This is a genomic window from Candidatus Similichlamydia epinepheli, from assembly GCF_003056015.1.
This window is the reverse complement of record NZ_PPEU01000007.1, coordinates 1-23,200: the sequence shown is the minus strand read 5'-3', so window position 1 is coordinate 23,200 and position 23,200 is coordinate 1. Positions and strand designations below refer to the sequence as shown.

Sequence of the window (23,200 nt, the reverse complement as noted above, 5' to 3'; positions counted from 1 at the left end):
TCAGTAGATGAAAACGATATAACCCAAGTCTTGTCTCCTACCTACACATCTGATGTAAACATTCAAGAAGTCTCCATAGAAACACCTAGCACTATCCACAGTTATTGGAATAAAGGTGTAGTAGCTCACACAGCATGTCCTTCATATTCCGAGGACGCATATCCGTCTTTCACAATTTTCAGGATTATTACATTAACTGAACCTAGAGCTATGTTATGGAATGAAGATCTAGAAGACGTGATTAGTGGTGGATCCGAAAGGCTGACTAGAGAACCCGGCAGTGAATTTGTTACGGAGCCTATGCTAACCCCAGTTATTCTATTTTCAACAAATTGGAATGTTGAAAGTGAAACTGGAGTCAATGGCAGTGATATAACGAACACATTTGCAACCACACTATTCGAAAGAGTAAGCGTACAACCTACACAGCCAGAAAACACACAATGGAATACAGATATCACTATCGCATCAGGACAACCAAGTGATATTGACTATTCTGTAACTTCCGGAATCTCACCTATAATCCTAACAGCGAACTCATTTAATCAAACTCAGTGGAATATCGATCTAAATCTATTTACTATTCAATCATTACATTCAGGCGAAAGTTTGAATGTTCCGTCCATTTCACTAATCAGTAGCAATGTGATTTCGTCAATAAATTGGAACTTTGACCCATCTATATTATCATATGGAGGAGATATCACTGGGCCAATTTTGACGTTGCCAAGATTTATGCAAATTATGATGCCAACAACTATTGGAGTAGTCTCATCCTGGAATTCCGATGCGTTCGACAGCGTCAGTGGCAGTTCGTTTAACCCTCTGTTAATAACAGTTCCTGATTTGAACCTATTTGGTATCTCTACAAATAGCGAATGGAACGAAGACGTTGATGATCACTTATTAGGAAGTGATGGTCCAACATGGACAATTACGGCAACAAATATACCCAGATTAACACCTCCTAATTCCACTTTAACATCTTGGAATAGTGATACAGCACGATTAATAGATGGGATGCATGGTATAAATCTGTATGCCAACGAAGAGACATTCAACGAAGTTATTTTACTATATCAAGAACCAATAAGTACCACAGAAGTATGGAACTTACCGATTTCTTCTGTTGTATCAGGAAGTCCAATCATCAACTCATACAATCTACTAACAACGTTCGCACATGTTTCACTATCTCCTGACAATTTACTTGTCACATATTGGAATACAGACGTTGACAACTATATGAACGGTAGCATTGATTTAATGACTACTTCAGATGAGTTCATAGGGAATGAAGTATCTCTAACATCACCGACCAGATTAACAAATGTCGCTTGGAATCTTGACGTAGAAAACACATCAAATGGATCTGACTTACAAACAATTTATGACAACTCAATTTCACCGACAGAAATTACACTTATTGAATCGATCACATCAATTTTCACTCCAAATGACATAGATAATGAAATTTTTGGAAGTGATAATTCGATTAGAGCGATTTCAGATATCTCCTTCACAAGGGTCTCAATACCCCCAAGTGAATCTGAAGACGATTCATTTAACGTTGATTCAGATGTGCACGTACACGGTGGGATTGCATTAAGTGATACTTCAATTGAATTTGCAGGACTTTCAATTTACCTCACTCAACCAATTAGATTGACCAATACTACGTGGAATGAAGATTTAGAAACTTCAGTAAACGGATATAACTCAGATTCAACTTACTCATTAGATCTCTCGTTTACAGCTGTAATTCTACAGGCGTCTGATATATCAACATATGTACCAAGTGATATAAACGACGAAACTTTAGGTAGCAGAGATACTATTAGCGTCGATCCGATCCTTGGCATTACAAATGTCATACTACCAACTAGAATCCCATCAAATGATAGTTGGAACATCGACATAATTTCCACTTCATATGGAAGTGAAAACACAGTAATCTTCGATACATTCCTCCTAGGATCAGATGTTAACCTGCCAGAAACTAGAACACTAATAAATACAACTTGGAACATCGATTCCTTGCACTATGATCCAGAGGAAAGCCAGTTTATTGATACTTCGTTCACTGAAGTCTCCCTCCCAGAATCAATCATCTCAACTTACCAGCCAGATGACATAAACGATCAAATCCTGGGGAGTAACTCTGAAACCATAATTGAAATCACCAATGAATTCACAAATGTTACCCTTTCTGCGGGCAATATAGAGAACCATCATTGGAACAGTGACTTAAATGATGAGTCTATTGGAGGGATCGATAGATATATCTTCCAAGAAATTAACATTACTGAAATTCAGTTAACCCCTCCTATATTGATAGGGGAACCATGGAATAGAGACACGGCCTATCTAACACTTGGCAGCTCGAATGTTCCGAATAATACTCTTTTAGTGAACATCTCAAGAGTGCAACTAACAACACCTCAAGAGTCATTTGTATGGATAAACAGAGATGTAGATCACTACACACAAGGTGGAAATAACGAGCTGAACATAGTCGCATTCGAATCAATAATACTGGAACCACCATCTGATCATATCTGGAACTTAGATATTAACTTAGTCACTATACCTGCTCCAACTGATGAAATACTGCTTTCGCATTTATTCACAAACGTAACCTTACCAATTTCAACCTTGCCAGACGCACTGCTATGGAATAGTGATACAAATGACGTTACAATGGGCAGCTCGTATGACACTGATACGACTACATTTACCTCCATATCACTTTCACCAACAGATACATTTGCATGGACAACAGCAAATTCTGATCCAGAAGCCATCTCATCTGGGAGTATTTTGGAAACAGAAAGGCTATATGTTGTAGAGGAAATATCTCTGAGTGATTCCTTAGAATGGGGAATTGTAGGAACCGATAATAACTTCATTCAGCTGCCCAGACAAGTAGATGAAGATATTGACACTTACACTTTAGGAGCAACTGGTGAGTTCACAAGTTACTTTTATGAGAACGAATTCCTACTTGGAGAATCTTGGAATACCAATACTGTTTATGCTACAAGAGGCGGGGTAACAGATAACGAAGAACTAACACAAATCTTTATAAGAGAGACCCTGCCAATATCCAATGGGACAAACAATAATTGGAACCTAACAATAGAAAGTGTTTCGGAGAATAACATAACATACTCCTCGACAACGCCATTTGTCACAATCACTATCTCACCACGTACTAATGAGGTAGAGTGGAACAATAACGTAGATGTAGATCACATCAGCTTCGGAGGATCAGGATCCACCACATCTATCTCAGAGATCACTAATGTCTCTATAACACCTTCCGGACCATGGGGAGAGTTAAGAACTGACACAACATTTATTCAAGTAGATAGGCCTTGGAACACTAACGTAGATCTTTACACACTAGGCTCAACGATAGACAGCTTAATGACCTACTTCGATGGCACTCCAATTGTGTTAGAGTTCTACTGGAACGACAATATAGATATCACGACAAGAGGGGGAATCACTGATAGCGATATGCTATCCAGTAGCTTCACCAATGTGAACTTAACAACGAGCTCAACTTCAACTGCATTATGGAATATTGACACAGAAGACACTTCAATTGGTGGTGATGCTCAAGCTGATACAACTACGTTCACTGCTATTGCCCCAACAAGCAGTTCAATATCTGGAACCTGGTCTAATGAAGATCCAGATGATCTCTCTGACGGAGGTATAAGATATACCACATCTATCTCAGAGATCACTAATGTCTCTATAATACCTTCAGGCCCATGGGGAGAGTTAAGAACTGACACAACATTTGTTCAAGTCGATAGGCCTTGGAATACTAATGTAGATCTTTACACGCTAGGTTCAACGATAGACAGCGTCCTGACCTACTTCGACGGCACTCCAATAGAACTTCCTCAAGGATGGAATATTAACGTTGATGGGGCAACATCTGGTGGAATATTTGACAACGATCTTCTATCCGACTCGTTCGATAATATAGCTCTCATTGCAAGAAACTCAGTAGAAACAAACTGGAATATCGACACGGAAGACATTTCAATTGGTGGTGACGAACAAACTGATACAACCACGTTCACAGCCGTTTCACTAACAAGTGGAGTAACATCTGGAATATGGAATAGAGACACAGATGATGTCTCAGATGGAGGAGCAATATATACTACATCTGTCTCAGTAGTTACTAACGTATCATTAACCTCTTCAGGACCATGGGGTTCTGTCAGTACAGATACACTGTTCGTCAATGTCGATAGGCCTTGGAACACTAATGTAGACCTTTACACATTAGGATCAACTACAGACATCTTCATTACTTATTTCGAAGGCACTCCAATTGAGCTGCCATTCCACTGGAACAGAGATACAGACATCACGACACTCGGTGGAATAGTTGATGACAATATGCTCTCAACAGGCTTCATCAATGTTAACTTAACAGCAAGTGCAACTGAAGTGTCAGAATGGAATGTCGACATAGATAATGCTTCAATTGGTGGTGATGAACAAACTAATACAGTGACATTTACAGCGCTTGCACTAACAAGCGGAGTAACCTCTGGAATATGGAATAGAGACACAGACAATACACCACAACTGTCTCAGGAATTACTAATATATCACTATCTCACTCACCGCCTCCAATATCGTGGAACCTAGATACAGATGATATTACGATAGGTGGAATCAGCGATAACAACATTCTATCTAATGCCTTTGCTGATGTGAGCCTAACAAGCAGTGCAACTGAAGTGTCAGAATGGAATGTCGACATAGATAACGCTTCAATTGGTGGTGATGAACAAACTAATACAGTGACATTTACAGCGCTTGCACTAACAAGCGGAGTAACCTCTGGAATATGGAATAGAGACACAGACAACGTCTCAGACGGAGGTATAACATACACCACAACTGTCTCAGGAATTACTTATATATCACTATCTCACTCACCGCCTCCAATATCGTGGAACCTAGATACAGATGATATTACGATAGGTGGAAGCAGCGATAACAACATTCTATCTAATGCCTTTGCTGATGTGAGCCTAACAAGCAGTGCATCTGAAGTATCAGAATGGAATATCGACATAGATAACGCTTCAATTGGTGGCGATGAACAAACCGATACGACAGTATTCACATCAGTTGCCCTAACAAGTGGATTAACAACCTCAACTTCGTACAATGTAGATACAGATGATCTCTCCTATGGAGGTGCAGCATCTACTACATCTGTTCAAGATATCACTAACGTCTCACTAACCTCTTCAGGAACATGGGGTGTTGTTGGGACTGTTACCACCTTTGTTCAAGTAAATAATGAATGGAATAGTGACGTTGAAGATCAGATCTCTGGATCCGATCAAGAGATAGAAACATACTTCGATGGCACTCCAATTGAATTGCAACCTTACTGGAACAGAGATACAGACAACACAACAAGAGGTGGAATAGTTGATGACTATATGCTCTCCAACGACTTCACTAATGTTAACCTAACCGCAGGTGTATCTGAAGTATCAGAATGGAATATCGACACAGATAATGCTTCAATTGGTGGTGATGAACAAACTAATACAGTGACATTTACAGCACTTGCACTAACAAGCGGAGTAACCTCTGGAATATGGAATAGAGACACAGACAACGTCTCAGACGGAGGTGTAACATCCACCACAACTGTCTCAGGAATTACTTATATATCACTATCTCACTCACCGCCTCCAATATCGTGGAACCTAGATACAGATGATATTACTATAGGTGGAAGCAGTGACAACAACATTCTATCTAATGCCTTTACTGATGCGAGCCTAACAAGCAGTGCATCTGAAGTATCAGAATGGAATATCGACATAGATAACGCTTCAATTGGTGGCGATGCGCAAACTGATACGACAACATTCACAAGTGTGAGCTTAACAAGCGGAGTAACCTTTGGAATATGGAATAGGGACACAGATGACGTCTCAGATGGAGGAGTAGTATCTAGTACATCTATCTCAGACACAACTAATGTCTCACTAACCTCTTCAGGACCATGGGGTTCTATCGGGACAGATACACTATTCGTCAATATCGATACGCCTTGGAACACTGATGTAGATCAGTACACATTAGGATCAACTACAGACAGCTTCATTACTTATTTCGAAGGCACTCCAATTGAACTGCAACCATATTGGAACGGAGATACAGACATCACAACAAGAGGTGGAATAGTTGATGACGATATGCTATCCAACGACTTCACCAATGTTAACTTAACAGCAAGTGCAACTGAAGTATCAGAATGGAATATCGACACAGATAATGCTTCAATTGGTGGTGATGAACAAACTAATACAGTGACATTTACAGCGCTTGCACTAACAAGCGGAGTAACCTCTGGAACCTGGTCCAACGCAGACACAGACAACGTCTCAGACGGAGGTGTAACATCCACCACAACTGTCTCAGGAATTACTTATATATCACTATCTCACTCACCGCCTCCAATATCGTGGAATCTCGATACAGATGATATTACGATAGGAGGAAGCAGCGATAACAACATTCTATCTAATGCCTTTACCTATGTGATCCTAACAAGCAGTGCAACTGAAGTATCAGAATGGAATATCGACACAGATAATGCTGCAACTGGTGGCGATGCGCAAACTGATACGACCACATTCACAAGTGTGAGCTTAACAAGCGCATCAACATCTGGAATCTGGTCTAATGCAGATATAGAAGATCTGTCTCATGGAGGAACAGCATCTACTACATCTGTTCAAGACATCACTAATGTCTCACTAACCTCTTCAGGAACATGGGGTGTAGTAGGTACTGTTACCACCTTGGTTCAAGTAAATAATGAATGGAACAGTGATGTTGAAGATCAGATCTCTGGATCCGATCAAGAGATAGAAACATACTTCGATGGCACTCCAATTGAGCTGCTATTCCACTGGAACAGAGATACAGACATCACAACAAGAGGTGGAATAGTTGATGACGATATGCTCACCAGCTTCACCAGTGTTAACTTAACAGCAAGTGCATCTGAAATATCAGAATGGAATATCGACATAGATAACGCTTCAATTGGTGGCGATGCGCAAACTGATACGACCACATTCACAAGTGTGAGCCTAACAAGCGGAGTAACCTCTGGAATCTGGTCTAATGTAGACACAGATAACCTATACGGAGGAGGTGTAGTATCCACTACATCTGTTCAAGATATCACTAACATCTCTCTAGCTTCTTCCGGTCCATGGGGTTCTGTCGGAACAGATACACTGTTCGTCAATGTCGATAGGCCTTGGAACACTAATGTAGATCTTTACACATTAGGTTCAACGATAGACAACATCATGACTTACTTTGAAGAGACTCCAATTGAACTGCCATTCTATTGGAACAGAGATACAGAGATCACGACACTCGGCGGAAGAATTGATGACGATATGCTCACCAGCTTTACCAACATTAGTCTAACAAGCGGTGCAACTGAAGTATCATCATGGAATATCGACATAGAAGATGCTTCAATTAGTGGTGAAGAAAACACTAACACGACTACATTCACAAATATTACTCTAACAGACGGATTACTATCTGGGTCATGGAATGCAGACACAGACGATCTCTCAGACGGAGGTGTAGTACCTACTACATCTGTCTCAGGCATCACCAATGTATCACTAACCTCTTCCGGCCCATGGGGTGTAGTAGGTACTGTTACCACCTTGGTTCAAGTAAATAATGAATGGAACAGTGATGTTGAAGATAATGTATCAGGATCCGATCAAGAGACAGAGACATACTTCGACGGAACTTCAATTGAGCTGCCATTCCACTGGAACAGAGATACAGACATCACGACACTCGGTGGAATAGTTGATGACGATATGCTCACCAGCTTCACCAATGTGAGCCTACCAGCTAGAATCTCACTAGAGCTCTCAAGATGGAATGTTGATGTAGAAGACGCCTCAACTAGTGGTAATGAAAACACTAATACGACAGCATTCACAGCTGTTTCCCTTACAAGTGGATCAACAACCTTCACTTCATACAACGTAGATACAGACGACGCCTCTGATGGAGGGGTACTATATACTACATCAGCTTCTGGCTTCACGAACGTCTCACTAACCTCTTCCGGCCCATGGGGAGTAGTTGGTACTGTTACCAACTTGATCCAGGTAAATAATGAATGGAACAGTGATGTTGAAGATCAGATCTCTGGATCTGATGACGAGATAGAAACATACTTCGATGGAACTCCAATTGAGCTGCCATTCTACTGGAACAGAGATACAGACATCACAACAAGAGGTGGAATAATTGATGATGACATGCTTACCATCTTCACACATGTGGCCCTGACTGCATCTCATCAAGGGCAGAACTCATCATGGAACATCGACACTGAAGACACTTCAATTGGTGGAGATGAGCAGACTGATACGACAGCATTCACAGCTGTTTCCCTTACAAGTGGATCAACAACCTTCACTTCATACAACGTAGATACAGATGACGCCTCTAATGGAGGGGTATTATATACTACATCAGCTTCTGGCTTCACGAACGTCTCACTAACCTCTTCCGGCCCATGGGGAGTAGTTGGTACTGATTACGACTTTGTTCAAATGGACAACAATTGGAACGAAAATTCTGACATCCATACGTTAGGTTCTACAACAGACTTCATGACTTACTTCTACGAGACTCCGATTGAGCTGCCATTCCACTGGAACAGAGATACAGACATCACAACAAGAGGTGGAATAATTGATGATGACATGCTTTCCAGTGACTTCACACGTGTGACATTGGCTACATCTCATCAAGGGCAGAACTCATCATGGAATATCGATGCTGAGGACTTCTTAGTTGGCGGTAGTGAAGAAACTAATACGACCGCCTTCGCAGATATAACCTTAACAAGTGGATCAACATCTGGAGCATGGGACAATGCAGACACAGACGATTTCTCAGACGGAGGCACACTATCTACAACATCTGTCGCAGGTATCACTAATATATCTCTAACCTCTTCCGGGCCATGGGGCATTGTAGGCACTGAACTGGAATTTGCTCAGGAAGACGAGGCCTGGAACGACGATGCTGACAGTCATATACTAGGTTCTACAACTGACGAATTCACCAGGTACTTTGAAACTACCACTACACCGGCAACCGCAGCAGATATAGAGCACTGGAACAGTGATATAGACGACTCCTCCTCCGGAGGCTCTGAAAACACCGATATGACAACATTCACGGATATTACTCTAACAAGTTCATCAGGCACAGTTTTTGTAAGTCTAAGTACTGAAGTGTCTACTGAGGGAGGGGAAGAATCTAATATATTCGTACTAGGCATCACTAATGTGTCGCTAACCTCCTCAGGCCCATGGGGAGTTGTATTCTCTGATGTGACACTTTTCGATATAGAACCCGAGTGGAATGAGGATACTATGTTCTTGCTAAGCGGTTCCCAACAAAGCTACCGAAGCTACTTCACTGGGAACATGATTACCTTAGGCGTCCCAAGCACATCTTAAGCTATAAGTAGGGACAAAAAATAAAAACGAAACCTAGCCTAATCATTCAACAAATGCGCATAACCCTTCCAAGGCTTGTCCATCTTATACCACTGTGATACAACTCGCAAAATCAATGGCTTGAATAAGAAAAAATTCATCCAAATCAACTGTAGAAATTCCTCCAAAAAAAGGATATTTCGAGGGGCTCTTTTGATGAACTTATTTCCTGGAGAAACTATGCGATTCGTTCATGTGTTCTGCTGTTTCTGCCCCATCTTACTTCTGAGGGGAGGCATTACGCCTTCGCACGGCTCTTGCTTTGGCTCTTCCCTACACAGTGAAATTCCTTTTAAAAGGGAATATTCATACTCAAATGAACTAAAGAACAGGCAAGAGTCACGCATCCGATTAAGAAATGGCACCTCTCTTGTATTAATTTCTGACCCATTAGCCGACCAATGTGACGTTGTCTTAGCTGTTGCGTCCGGATATGCAAGTCCTAAAAGTGAGGTGTTTGGACTAGCTCACGTCCTGACTCATACACTTTTTCTTAATGCAAATGTTGGGCAAAAACCATTACTAGAACTTCTAAAACAAAAAAAGATATACCTTGAATCTTCCGTTCGGGAAGATCACACGCTTTACTATTTGTCCACTTCTCTTCCGCTTTTCGAGGAAAGTATAGATCTTTTTTCAACTGCCCTTCTTAATCCAGGAATACGCTCAGAAGAGCTAAAGCTCGCTAAACAAGAAATATCCTTAGAACATGCAGAAAGGTTGCAAAGTGACCAATTCCGTATCCAGTGGACTAGAGAAGAAGTTTATTCTCCGGAACACTCTCTTCATCAATCTAGCCTTGGTAAAGAAACAGACTTAAGTCGTATTACAACTGAGATTCTCAAAAACTGGCACAGAAAAAATTATACCGGTGAACGTTTATTCGTAGTAGTAAAGGCCCCACTAACAGTAGAGCAAATGCAACCTATGCTGATCAGTTGCTTTGAAAGATTCCCAGAAAGTATTGATCAGCAAGAAAGCCCAATTAACAATAACTACATCTCTCCCTATCGCGGACAAGAGCCATCGCTACTTTACGTCTGCACTCAAAGAGAAAGAATATTGGAACTCGAATGGACTCTTCCAGCTAGAAATGCACAAGAAAAGCTGTATGAAAGAAGTGCTGAAGAACTCATAGCAGAATTGCTTCTCCATAAGGCGAAGGGAGGGCTAGTATCGATTTTGAGAGAATGTGGATTCGTAGAGGATATCGACTATTCTCTCATCGAGCGACCTGCTCAAAGCGAATTGCCAAGGCAATTTCGCATTCGTGCCTTTTTAACTAAAAAAGGAACTAAAGAATGGTCCATGGTGCTTTCCGAAATTCTACTTGGCCTTTCTACAATTGTCGAAAAAGTGAATATAGACTCGTATGCCCAGGAAGAATTCAATGCCAGACAGGCACAATATCTCCTTAAAGAAGGCACAAAAAGTAGAGAATCCTGTTTTCAAATCTTACAGGAAATTTTGATAGGTGGCCTTTCATATTGTCCAGATGAACAAATCTGTTCTACTCAAACATATGAGCTTAATTCAAGCGCAAAGTCACGAATAATAACACAACAAGATCCATTACTGATTACGTTGGCTTGTCCAGTCGATGAATGGAATCGTGCACACGATGGATTGAAAGAAAAAGAAGCATGGTTGCACGTCCATTCACGTAAAAAAGCAAACCAATTTCAGTGGCTCTTTAGAAACCTTCCAGAACTTCCAAAAGCTAGTTTAGCTAAAAATTTACTTACGCCCCCAAAAAATGTTTTGCTTTTACAGCCAAATAAAAAAACACCATCTACAAATGAAATATTCTTTGAACCAGTTGATATTTCCGGAGGAACTGAACAATTTTATTACTGCTCAGACACACTTTCATCACAACCTGTTGGACATTGGCAAATTTTTCTTGCACTGCCAGACCCATCTACAAGCCCAGGAAGTGCAGCAGGTGCGGAGTTGTTCCAGCTATGTGTCAGCTTATTGGAAGAGGCAACGCGTTCGGTCACTTACCTTGCACGAAAAGCCGGTATAACCATTAAGTACCAACTAATTACTCCTAGAACGATGTCTATATTTGTATCCGGACCTTGTGAACAAAGTTGCGCCCTTGTTGAATCGATTCTTCAAGGGTTGAGTCAACTTACTATTTCAGAAGAGACATTTAATCTCGCTAAAAAGAGAAGAATCCAATCTCTAAATGAAAGATGTTTCTTTGTCCCAGAAAGACTTTCACTAATGGAAATGGAATCAATCTTATTTGACGGATTTTCTCTTGAGCAAAGAATTGATGATCTAAACGAGCTATCTTTTCACCAGGCTACCTACTTTCTTCAGCAAGTCAAAGATCTGGGATTTGCAAAGGGGTGCTACTTCGGTAAAGACTCCAAATCAGATATAGAAATTTGGTGGAAGAGGGTCTCATCTATCGGTTTTTTTGACACAAATAGAAGGACTGCCTTAGAGGGAGTGAACCAACAGGAAATTAGACCTAAAGAAGAACAAATCTTGTATTCGTTAGAACCAGGAAATGCCTGCTCTATTGCAATCTCTTTGGGGAATTACTCAGCTAAGTCCTCTGTAAAACAATGGATGCTTACACAGCTTATAGAATCGCTATTAGAACGAGACTTAATTGAAGACATATTGTTGCGATTCTCAGTCCAACCATTTACCACCGATAAGCGTCTATATCTAACATTAACAACCACCTTCCCACATTCTCCTTTCTCAAAAGATCGCCTTCTTTCATTTCTTGACGTTCTTGGAGAGTCTCTTTTGAAAACTTTGTCAGAAACCCCTCTATTATTTGAAGAGAGCAAAATAAAAACCCTCCACCAACTTAGAAGACCAATCCAAGAAGCTCAGATTGCCTCCAACCTCCTTGCAAAAAAAATATTTTTAGAGACAGGCATTTCCAATGAACAAACATCACTGACACAGGAGGCAATGGCGCTTACCCATCAAGAAATTGTCCACTTCATTAAGGAGAACCTTCTTAAGGAGACTCGACAAGCTTTCTTTATTCAGGTACAGGGAATTCCTTCTGATCAGAAGGAGACTGTTTTGCAAAGAGGGAGGCCAAACTGGTGCCAATTCAATCTTTTGAAACAGTGAACAAAGGAATACAGAGTAAGGAATCGTGTTTCGTTTTGCGCTATCTTTCTTTAACCTTATTGACCCTTTTCCCTATGTTTCCATGTTGTCGTTCGTTTGATCGGCAACCTGAAGTTCATCGCCTAATTGGTAAAGAGGTATTGTTCAGAGGCCTTAGAGCCGCAATTTGTGAAAAATGGAGATTGAAAAACGGAGTGCGACTTCTGTTGACTCACCCTCTTTATGAGCCGCCTGATGCAACGTGTAAAATAGGGATTTCCGTTCCAGCTGGCTTTGCGGATGATCCTTCATTGTATGGTAAAACAGCTAAGGCCGTTGCTAGATTGCTACATAAAACATTTAAAGGTGAACTTGCCGTATCGATCACACTTGATTCAACTATATTTGAACTTGAAGTAGACTATGATAAATTCCCCTCAACTCTTTCTCGTTTCTTCTCTTTATTTCATCGTGATCGTTTTTGCCCTTTTGATGTATCGATATTATCAAATGAAATTTCAGAAGAATTACAACATGATATACTCGCGTCCATTCAAAAAAGTGATTATAGACTTTGGAATGCTCTTCTAATGAAGCTAAAACCAAAAAGCCTAGATGATCCTTACACTGAACCAGAAGACCTACTTGCACAATGGAAAAGATGGTTTGATTGTTTTTATACAGCAGAAGGAACAACCTGCATAATTTCTACTCCTAAGCCTACTGAAGAGGTAAGAAATTTAATTCTGGATGTAGTTGGAGAAATGCGCCAAAAAGTAATGCGAAAACCAAAAAGATTATCTGAAAAATGGGTTTCTTCTTCACTCATGTTTGTTGAATCTCCAAACGAAGAAATAACGCTCTCATTTGTATGGTCTTTTTTCGAAGACGAGATTTCAGAACAACAACATCCTCTTTACCTACTGTGCGTTCCATTTTCTATGGATTACAGCGGGGGTCTTCTTAATACTTTTCGCTCTCTAGGATGGGCATCTCATTGCGAAGCAAAACTTGAAAAATTAGGCAACCAATTACCTACTCTATTTTCTGTGCGACTCAAATTAACAAAACAAGGCGCAATGCACTGGAGAGAAATAGGATCTCATATCAATAGTTTTATGAAAAAATCGTCTCAATTATCTGATGAACGAATCAAAGAATTTATAAGCTGTTTGCATGCAGAAGAAGTTTCAAAAAGTAAATCTTTGCCTTTCCCAATAAAAGAAACTTTATTAGCCCTATCAAGGGAAACATTACGAACTTTTCCGTCACAAGAGATAGATATGTCACGCCTAGATCCTAACCGATGTAGAGCTTTCATTCAAAATCTCCTAGACAGACCACAACTCATTCTCATGTGTTCACCCTTGCGTGAATGGAAAAAAATTCAACACGAATTGATGCTCAATGGCTACCCATCTAAAGAAATTAAAGAATGGACGAAGAATGACTATCATATCTACGAATGCTTAGTCCCTCTTTTGGAAAAAAGTGCATATTCTTTTCGCTTGCCCTGCTTAATGGATTTAAGACGCATGGAGCCGTTACAAATGTGCAATTTGCAATATATAAATTGTCTTAATAATTGATCTTCGAAAAAGTTGGCGAAATAAAATCTTTCATGCATCCTCTCCAGTTTTTCTCCTTTTCCCATTCGGAGAAATCAACCACGGAGATTAGCGTTGAATATATTTCTTCTTTTTGGGGCCTTCCTGTCAGGAGTCTTGGTTTTTTTAGCACGTTTTCTAATGACTAAACGCAATTTTGAGTGTCCATATCTAGTCAAAGATCAGAACCCATACCAAACTTTCAGCCCACGTTTACAAAAAATTAAACAAGAAAAGTGGGTTCTTCGGAATGGCATAATACTTCTTCTAGCTGAAGATCCGGATGCAAGCCAATTCGGGGTTGGTCTGCTAACCAAGACCGGATCAGCAGACGATCCAATCGATGCGCCTGGTACAGCTCATTTTGTAGAACACATGCTCGCTGGCAGAACGAACGGAGAATTTTCTGATGGCATTAACGAATTCGTTCTTGGCCAAGGCGGCACCTACAATGCACTTACGTCAATGGGAATAACATTCTATGCTATTTCTTTAGGTCACAATCTGTTCGAGCAAACAGCAAAACGTCTTTTCGCTATGTTTCAAAATCCTCTTTTTTTGGAGGATGAGACAAAAGCAGAATTGGCTGCAATAGATGAAGAGTTTTACATTCATTCCATGAATGACGGATTTAGAGTCTGGTCTGGAATTCTTTCACAAATGAACAAAGGCTTTCCAATTCAACACTATCATCCTGGTAATAGGTTGCTTCTTGGGAAACAGAGCGGTGCATCTCTTAGGAAATGGTTCGAAAATCACTACACATCGCGTAATGCAACTTGTGCCGCAATTAGTGCTCGACCAATAGAGGAAATGCGACAACTTATCCTGCCTCTTGCTGAAAAAATTCCAGTTCGAATGGGATGGAAGAGATCCCTCCCTCCATACGAACAAAAAGAGTCTCGTTTCATTTTCGTAAAAACACTACAAGGCACCAATTGTCTTCTGGTAGTTTGGACTTATCATCCGAACCCTTTTTCAGAAAAACAACAAGATCTTTATTTGCTTATTCACTTAATCAACTCCGACCATCCAGGTGGACTTTCATACAAGCTCAAGGAATCTGGACTTGCAGAAATCTGCGAAGGCTCGATAGAGCTTCTGGGAGAAAGCTTACCAGCTCTATTTTGTTTCGAAGTAAAACTAACAGACAAAGGAGTGAAGGAGTGGAAAAGCGTCTATTCTATTATGGAATCATTCCTTCAATGGGCATCCCAAATCGATCCTGAACACGCAAGTAGAACCATGAAAGAATTAAAATCTGCGCAAATTCTAGCCCATCAATACCGTGGTAAAACACAACCTTTTGATTTTGTTTTACAAGCTACTGTTGCATTGAGTAAGGAGCCATTAGCAACGTTCCCGTTCTACAGTGTCGCACCTCAAAATTTCAACTACTCTTCTTACCAACAAGCAGTTAAGAAATTGCAACAGTCAAATCGAATTGTCCTTCTAGGATCGTCATTTGGTAAGTGGAGTGAAGCGAAAGAGGACATACCAGGCAAACCACAAAAAAAAGAAGACCTGAAGGAAATGCCTAACTGGGGTTACAAATGTTTTGATTCACCACTTCCTAAGTTAAAAAAAGAAGTTCATGAATTTATTCCACCAGGATTTCAACGATTTCTTCCGGAAATTGTTCCTCAGCCATATCGTATAGAAAAGAATAGCACCCTCGCATTCAGTCCAGAAGAGATCATAGAGCCTTCACCTATCTATCTTGTCCGTGACGTATTTTTCGGAGTTCCCAAGGACTATCTTCGTATCCGAATGAAGCATATCCGATTCTTAAAAAAGGATCCTCAATGGCACCTACTTGCGGAAACATGGGGTAGAGTAGTTAACAAAAGTCTCGATGACTTGGAATATCTTGCAAGAACATCTGGAAATAGCGTTTCACTTGGTCCTAAGACTCCTTATTCTCTCGATCTTGCCCTTGTTGCTTGGGAAACTAAATCAGAGGAATTGATGCAGGAAATGTTAAACCAAGTTCGTCAAGCCAAGATTACTCAAAAAGAACTTGATAGAGTTATTGAAGAGATTCGACTAGAAATCGAATCGATCGAATCCTCTCCTCCATTTAGAACAGCTAGTAGGATTTTTGAAGAGAACATCCAAGAAGTCTTACCTACATTGCAAGAAAGAAAAACATTTATTGAAGAAGTTAGTTTGAATGATTTGAAAAAATTCAGCGGTGTATTCATTAGCGAAGCAAGTTTCGAAGTATTCTATCTGGGGCAGAGAAATAAAAAATCAATCTCAAAACTGGTAAATCCTTTGGCGCAATCGTTTAAAGCTCACTTCTTGCCAGAAATGAGGTCTGATCCCGTTCACTATGGATTAGAACTTGGAGAAAAGATTGTTCGTTTCCCTTCTACACTTCCTGGACATGCCGCTCGACTATCAGTTGATTGTGGATCTGCACTTTCTCCGGAGGTAGTTGTTTGCAATTGGATTCTTGCCGCTGGTTTTGACCCAATTGTCATGGATCAACTTAGAGAAAAAGAAGAATTAGCATATGTCGCGCGATGTGGATCTCAAGAATCTACTGAAAGAATTTTTCTTACGATATTAACGCAATCCACTAAAGTTTCATGCGACTTCCTATTGAAGCGTTACTACCAACTAATTGAAGAATTACTTAGTAAATTAGGAACAGAGCCATTCTTTCATAAAGATAAGTTCGAGGCACTCAGGGCGAGCTGTTTGGAGCTTCTCGAATCTCCTTCGACTAGTGGAAGTGACTTTTTGAAAAGAGTGTATCACTTGGGTGTAGAAAAACGAAAAAATTGGAATTTCGACGTGAAAGCGGTTGAAGTTGTTAAAAAGCTTACTTTTCACGATTTTGTTGAGGGATCACTGCAGGAGAACAAAGAGTGAAGCAGTTGGATAAATAAGACGTATTCGGGCATGGTGTCTCTCTACGAATCTTTTACATACACAAACTATGGCAAAATGAGAACGGAGGTTTTACTTGAAGTTCTTTGCTAATTCTTTAACTCATTTAAGTTTAGTTTTTTTCCTCTTATTTTCTGGTGGAGCTCTCGAAGGTAGCGACGAGAAGATAGTGGATCTCTCGGAAGGTCAAGTGTCTTCTTCCCCAACTGAGTGTGTTGCAGACCAGAACCCTTACGTCAACTTAAGCCCGAGGCTTACTGATCAACAAGTTGAGAAATGGAGATTGAAAAACGGTATTTCTCTCCTTTTGGTTCATGATCCAGAGGCGCCACAGTCCGCAATTGGAGTGTGTGTACCAACCGGATCAGCGGACGATCCTAAACATTTTAGAGGAACTGCACATTTTACAGAGCACCTCGTCGCAGGTAGAAGTAATGAGAAATTTCCAGGTGGAATCAACGAATTCGTTCTAGGGCAGGGAGGGATTTATAACGCATCTACTTATCTTGGGTACACTACGTATCGAATAGCTTTAGGAAACGAATTTTTCGCATCTACGGCAGAACGAATATTTGCAATGCTGCAGAAGCCTCTCTTTTTGGAAGAAGATGTTAAATCAGAGTTAACACCCGTTGATGAAGAATTCCAAATTCACTCTGTTAGGGACGGATTTCGTATCTGGTCAGGGATACTGTCTCAACTGAATAAGAACTGCCCTCTTCAAGGATACCATTGTGGTAACAAAGAGCTTCTTTCTTCTGTCACAGGAGAAGATTTGAAAAATTGGTTTGAAGAACACTATTCTTCTAAAGGAAGCTGTTGTGTTTTCCTAAGTGCAAAGCCTCTAGAAGAGATGCGCGACATCGTTCTTCCGCTTGCTGAGAGTGTTCCCATTAGGTCCTCTTGGGAAAGGAAAGAGGAAGTCTATGTGCAAGAGGAATCAAAATTTATTTTCGTAGAGACTTTGCAAGGAACTAACTGCCTGATTTTTGTATGGCCCTATATGGAATCATGCCAAGCAGAGAAACAACATAACCTATACCTCCTCTCCCATCTTGTAGGGTCAGAATATCCAAATGGTCTTTCCTTTACTTTGAAAGATCTTGGCTTCGCAGAAGGCTGCAGTGCAGAAATTGAAACATTGGGAAGAGGTCTACCAAACTTGTTCGTTCTGGAAGTTAAATTGACAGATTTAGGAACAAAGCAATGGAGAGAAGTAGCCGCACAAGTAGAAACATTCTTGGAACAAGCCGCTCTATTATCGAAAGACGATTCCAATAGGATCATTGAAGAATTAAGGCAGTCACAAATCCTAAACTACCAATATCGTGGAAAGCTCGACCCATTTGGATTTGTTTCTCAAAATTCTCTTGCTTTGATGAAGGAGCCTATCGAGACATTTCCTTTCTACACAATTGCACCACACTCCTTTGAGTGGGAATCTTACAAAGCTGCTTGCAAGGATCTTCTACTGAGCAAAAAAATCGTTCTTCTAGGGGGCAACTTTGCGAAATGGGTCTTAGCAGAAGACAATCTTCCTGGAAAACCAACCGAAGAGAGTCAACTGGACAAAATGGATCTTTGGGGATACAACTTTTTTGCTTGCACCCTTCCGAATTTGGGTAGATCGAATACTGAGTTTTCCTTTCCACCCAAGCAACGTTTTCTCCCCGTTGGGACACCAAACCCACACTTCATTGGATTTGGTAACATGACTGAAGTCAATCCACAAATTCAATTTGGATTTCAATCTGGTCCGATCTATCTTATCCAAGATGATTACTTTGGAATCCCAAAAGATCACCTATTGGTGCAGTTGAAGCACCCATTCTTCTTCATAAAGAATCCTACATGGCACTTAATGGCAGAAATGTGGGGTAGAATCGTTAGCAAAGAGCTGGATACGCTTTCTTATGAAGCAGGTATTGCCGGTAATGGTTTGACTATTGGTAAGAAGTCACCGTCTTCTGTTGAACTATGCTTCTCTGCTTGGGAGGGGGCTTCAGAAAGAGTCATTCAAGAATCATTAAACGGCGTACAGAGCACAGCTATTAGTAAAGAGACTTTCGAACGTGTACTCCAAGAAATGAAGCTGGAGATCATGGAAATAGAGTCAGCTCCGCCATTTCAGACTGCTCGTCGCCTATTTTTAGAACAAATCAACCCTCTAATACCAACTTTGGAAGAGAGAAAGTTGTTCTTGTCTAGCATTGATTGTGCTTCGATTCAAGAATTCAAAGATTTCTTCCTCAGAGAGGCAAGTTTCGAAGCTGTTTATCTCGGTCAGAAAAATAGAGAACAACTTGAAGATTTGTTAAAACCTATAGAGAAAGTCTTTGCTGCAAATTACACACAAGAAATGGCAGTTGATATTTTCCATCCAGGATTAGCCCAGGGTCTTCAAGAAGCACATTTCTCTTCTGATCTCCCTGGCCACGCAGCACGGCTTTCTGTTGATTGTGGGTCTAATCGCGATCCAATGGCTTTTGTTTGCGGTTGGATTCTTGCCTCTGGAATGGATTCAATTGCGATGGATCAACTTCGAGAAAAGGAGGAACTAGGCTACGTAGTTCGTTGTGGTTTGCAAGAAGCTTACGGAAGGGTCTTTTTCACAATCATCACACAATCTACTAAAGTTGACTCTAGGTACCTTCTTGAAAGGTACAGACGTCTATTTAAGGACGTTATTGCGAACCTAGGAGAAGACCCTTACTTCCACCGAGTCAAATTTGATGCTCTTCGTTCAGCTTGCTCAGAACTTCTTACGGCCCCAGAAGGATCCCCATTAGAACTTCTTGGAAAGGTTGCATCTATTGCCTTCGAAAGAGGGAAAAAGTGGTCTTTTGAGAGAGAGGCTATTGAAACTGTCAATAAGCTCACATTTCAAGAGTTCAAAGAATTTTGCAATAATGTTTTTGGCGAAGAAACATCTTGTCAATTCTTGGTAGCAGTGGAGGGGCCTTTAGCTCAGGCGACACCATCGAGAGAAGTTCTTAGTCAAGCTCACTCTTAATAATTAACCTTCTGCTTAGCTATTATTGCCTTTAAAACCACTTGTGGTCGAATTTCGAGCGCAGGTGGTTTTTTTGTTTTAACCGAAAAGTTTCTTCCAAGTATACGCGTGCTGAATTGGATTATTTTTAGATCCAGAATTTTGGAGTCGAGCATCATGATTATTCAGAGTAGAACAAAGTTTTCTCTCCTTTTATTCATATTTGCCTGCCCCTTCCTTTTACATAGTCATAACAATTTCGAATCCATCCCTTTTAAAGGCTCCAATGATGAATCGCTTCTTTTTATACGTGAGAAACAACTTCCAAGCGAAAAATGGTCTTTGAATGGGCAATTTAACTTATTTCTTCTTGAGGACAAGTGGGCTTCAGAAACCACGATTGGGTTGCTAGTAGAAACTGGATCTTTTTGCCACTTAAATGGGAACCACAGTATCGCACATCTCGTACAACACATAATCTCTTCAAAAAGCAATGCCACTTTTCCAGAGGGTACTAGCTTACGCGATTTTACCCTTCAATCAGGTGGATCGTTTTATTCATGGACCGGAGTCGGAGCAACTGGATTTGTCACCTCAGTTCCAAATTATCGACTTAAAGGAGCGATGCAGAGATTCAAAGCAATGATTCAGAGTCCGTATTTTTTGATTGAGGATCTCAGAGAAGAAAGTGCAAATATTTCTGAAGAATTTCGTGATAATTTAGAAAACGATAATTCTATTAGAACATGGGTGGCGCTAACAGAAAACTGTAATAGTGAGCATCCATTATTTCAATCTGTTTGGGAGGAATCAGGGCAATTATCATCGATTTCTCCGGATGCAATCAAAAATTGGTTCAGGGAACATTACCATTCTTCTCCTATGCACATGGTAATAATTAGCCCAAAATCGTTAGAAACGATTCGAGATGAAGTTCTTCCAATCCTAGAAAATTTGTTACTAAGTGATCTATCAGAACGACCACCACTACCTGAGTTCATAAATAGTGATACATTTACATGGGTTCCTTCTCAAAACAACGAAAGATCCCTCGTTATTGCTATTCCACTTGAAGGAAATTTGCCTGCATCTCAAAGAGAAGAATTCTTTCTGACTCGACTATTTTCAGATGAAAGAAAAGCTCTTCCACAAGCCCTTCTGAAAGAAACAGGACTTATTGAGAAGCTACGGGCTTACTTCGAAACTTCGAATAGTTACCTTCCAACCATACTGATGATTGAAGCGGAACTAACACAGATGGGAGTTCAACATTGGAATCAAGTTCTAAGTGAACTGTTATTTTCTATACTTGAATTCGGTAAAAGAAGCGATGTAACAGCATTCTTATCACAGGAGAAAATATCTCAAGAGCTGCTAGTAGCATACCCTCCTTATTCCAATCCCCAAACGAGAATTTTTTCTCTTTTAAACCAAATGCTTTCTGAACCTTTTGACACTTTTCCTAATTTCTCACAAAAAGTGCAATCATTCCAATTTGACCCTATTGCTATCACTAAAATGTTACATAAAAGACCTAAAAGTGTAATTTTGAACTGTTCTTCTCAGGAATGGTTTTCAATTAACGATGACGTTCCAGATAAACCATTAGAAAATGTTTTTTTATCACAATCTTTTCGCACTATTCCCTTCTTTACATGCACTTTACCTAAGCTGCCTATCCCCCAAATAGGAAACTTTCTAGATATTCCTGATAAAAATAATTTTCTACCAAGAAAAGTCTTAGGTCCTACCTTACAAAAATGTTCGGATAATTTTTCTTTCTATCCAGAAATTTTTCAAAATATTCGTGGACAAAAAGCTGCATTCATTCAAGAGAGATGTTTCGGTGAGCCAAGAGAAATTTGGCATTTACGTCTGACTCACCCAAGTATGATTAGCTCTCTACCTAAGGATAGGGCGCTTTTTCTCTTTTTGGCAGAGGTTCTCAGGGAACGAATTAAAGAGCTCTCTTTTGAAGCAAAAGCAGCTGAAGCTGAAGTCAGCTTAGAAGAAAACACCTATTCTCTGGATTTATTCGTTTGTGGATGGATCGATTGTCTTGATTTGATGATGAAAAATATCCTTCGAGAAATACAGCAGCCTCTTCTTCTTGAAGAAATAAATTTTCAAGCATTGAAACAAACTGTTTTGAAAAAATTTGTTGAAAGTGAGCAAGATCTTTTTCAAGCAAGTCTTGAGATTCTTAGGGATCAGATCTGTGAACCATCTATCTCTAAAGAAGAACAGGTAAAAAGTGTTCTTGAATTAACTTTAGAAGAGTGTCAAGAATTCTACGAAGAGTTTCGTGAGAATTCTTATCCAGAAGGGATATTCATAGGAAAAAACAAACGCAGTCCTCTTGCAACTTGGGAAAAAATGGCAGACTGTTTTAGAGGTAACCTTCCTTCGAAGCCAAAAATGGCTTCTCGCCTTGAAACTGGACTAAACAAAATTGAAGTTCCTAGGGCTCCTGCTTCCAGTGTCTTGGTAGCTATTGACTTCGGAAGTTTAGAATCAATTCATGGATACACGCTAGCATCTCTTTTGTCAGACGGACTCAATCAACCATTTCAAGCTTACCAAGGACTAAATCGAGATGTAGAAAGAGCACAAGTATCACTGGAAGAAGTAGGAGGGCACATTTTTCTAACCTTCTATCTTCAATCTTCAACCAACACTCCTCTTTTCTTGCAGGTTCAAACAGAAGAGTTTATTCAAGAATTATTAAAGAATTTTGACATGCCCCCATTCTTCCATGACGATAAATTTCAAAATTTAAAAACTCAATTGGCATCTCGCACTTCTTTGTCCGCTGTCAACCTTACACATTGGGCGCATCAATTGTCTGACCTGGCACTTGATCGTCTTTCCTGGAGGTTTTGGGGTTCTGTTGCTGATCATGCACGAGAAATTGACTATCGGTCTTTTAAATCGTATGGGTCAGCCATTCTCAACCTCCGAACAACACGAGCTTTTTGCATTGTAAT

At 40.2% G+C, this 23,200-nt stretch carries 7 protein-coding genes; all 7 read left to right on the top strand.

Features of this window, described 5'->3' with window-relative positions; translation table 11 throughout:
• Positions 1-30 precede the first annotated feature (30 nt).
• Positions 31-4,680, top strand: coding sequence for a hypothetical protein (locus GCCT14_RS00945; protein ID WP_108623824.1), 4,650 nt, complete (start codon positions 31-33; stop codon positions 4,678-4,680).
• A 92-nt stretch (positions 4,681-4,772) separates the two neighbouring features.
• The gene (locus GCCT14_RS00940; protein ID WP_157952430.1) at positions 4,773-9,587 is read left to right on the top strand and encodes a beta strand repeat-containing protein; all 4,815 of its coding nucleotides are present in this window, start codon (positions 4,773-4,775) and stop codon (positions 9,585-9,587) included.
• 195 nt (positions 9,588-9,782) lie between these two features.
• The gene (locus GCCT14_RS00935; RefSeq protein ID WP_157952429.1) at positions 9,783-12,737 is read left to right on the top strand and encodes an insulinase family protein; all 2,955 of its coding nucleotides are present in this window, start codon (positions 9,783-9,785) and stop codon (positions 12,735-12,737) included.
• Entirely contained in the window at positions 12,710-14,305 is a 1,596-nt protein-coding gene (locus GCCT14_RS00930; RefSeq protein ID WP_108623821.1) for a peptidase M16 family protein, read from the top strand. The genes GCCT14_RS00935 and GCCT14_RS00930 overlap by 28 nt, the downstream gene beginning before the upstream one ends.
• A gap of 159 nt (positions 14,306-14,464) precedes the next feature.
• Entirely contained in the window at positions 14,465-17,203 is a 2,739-nt protein-coding gene (locus GCCT14_RS00925; protein ID WP_157952428.1) for an insulinase family protein, read from the top strand.
• A 94-nt stretch (positions 17,204-17,297) separates the two neighbouring features.
• Positions 17,298-20,234: an insulinase family protein gene (locus GCCT14_RS00920; protein ID WP_108623819.1), complete on the top strand. Its 2,937-nt coding sequence runs from the start codon at positions 17,298-17,300 to the stop codon at positions 20,232-20,234.
• A 156-nt stretch (positions 20,235-20,390) separates the two neighbouring features.
• Positions 20,391-23,200: insulinase family protein (locus tag GCCT14_RS00915; protein WP_157952427.1), on the top strand; the 2,810-nt coding region annotated here is incomplete at its 3' end.

Bases quoted from the DNA above. Each gene is read 5' to 3' on its own strand.
- GCCT14_RS00935 (WP_157952429.1), top strand. From the start codon at position 9,783: ATGAACTTATTTCCTGGAGAAACTATGCGATTCGTTCATGTGTTCTGC.
- GCCT14_RS00925 (WP_157952428.1), top strand. From the start codon at position 14,465: ATGACTAAACGCAATTTTGAGTGTCCATATCTAGTCAAAGATCAGAAC.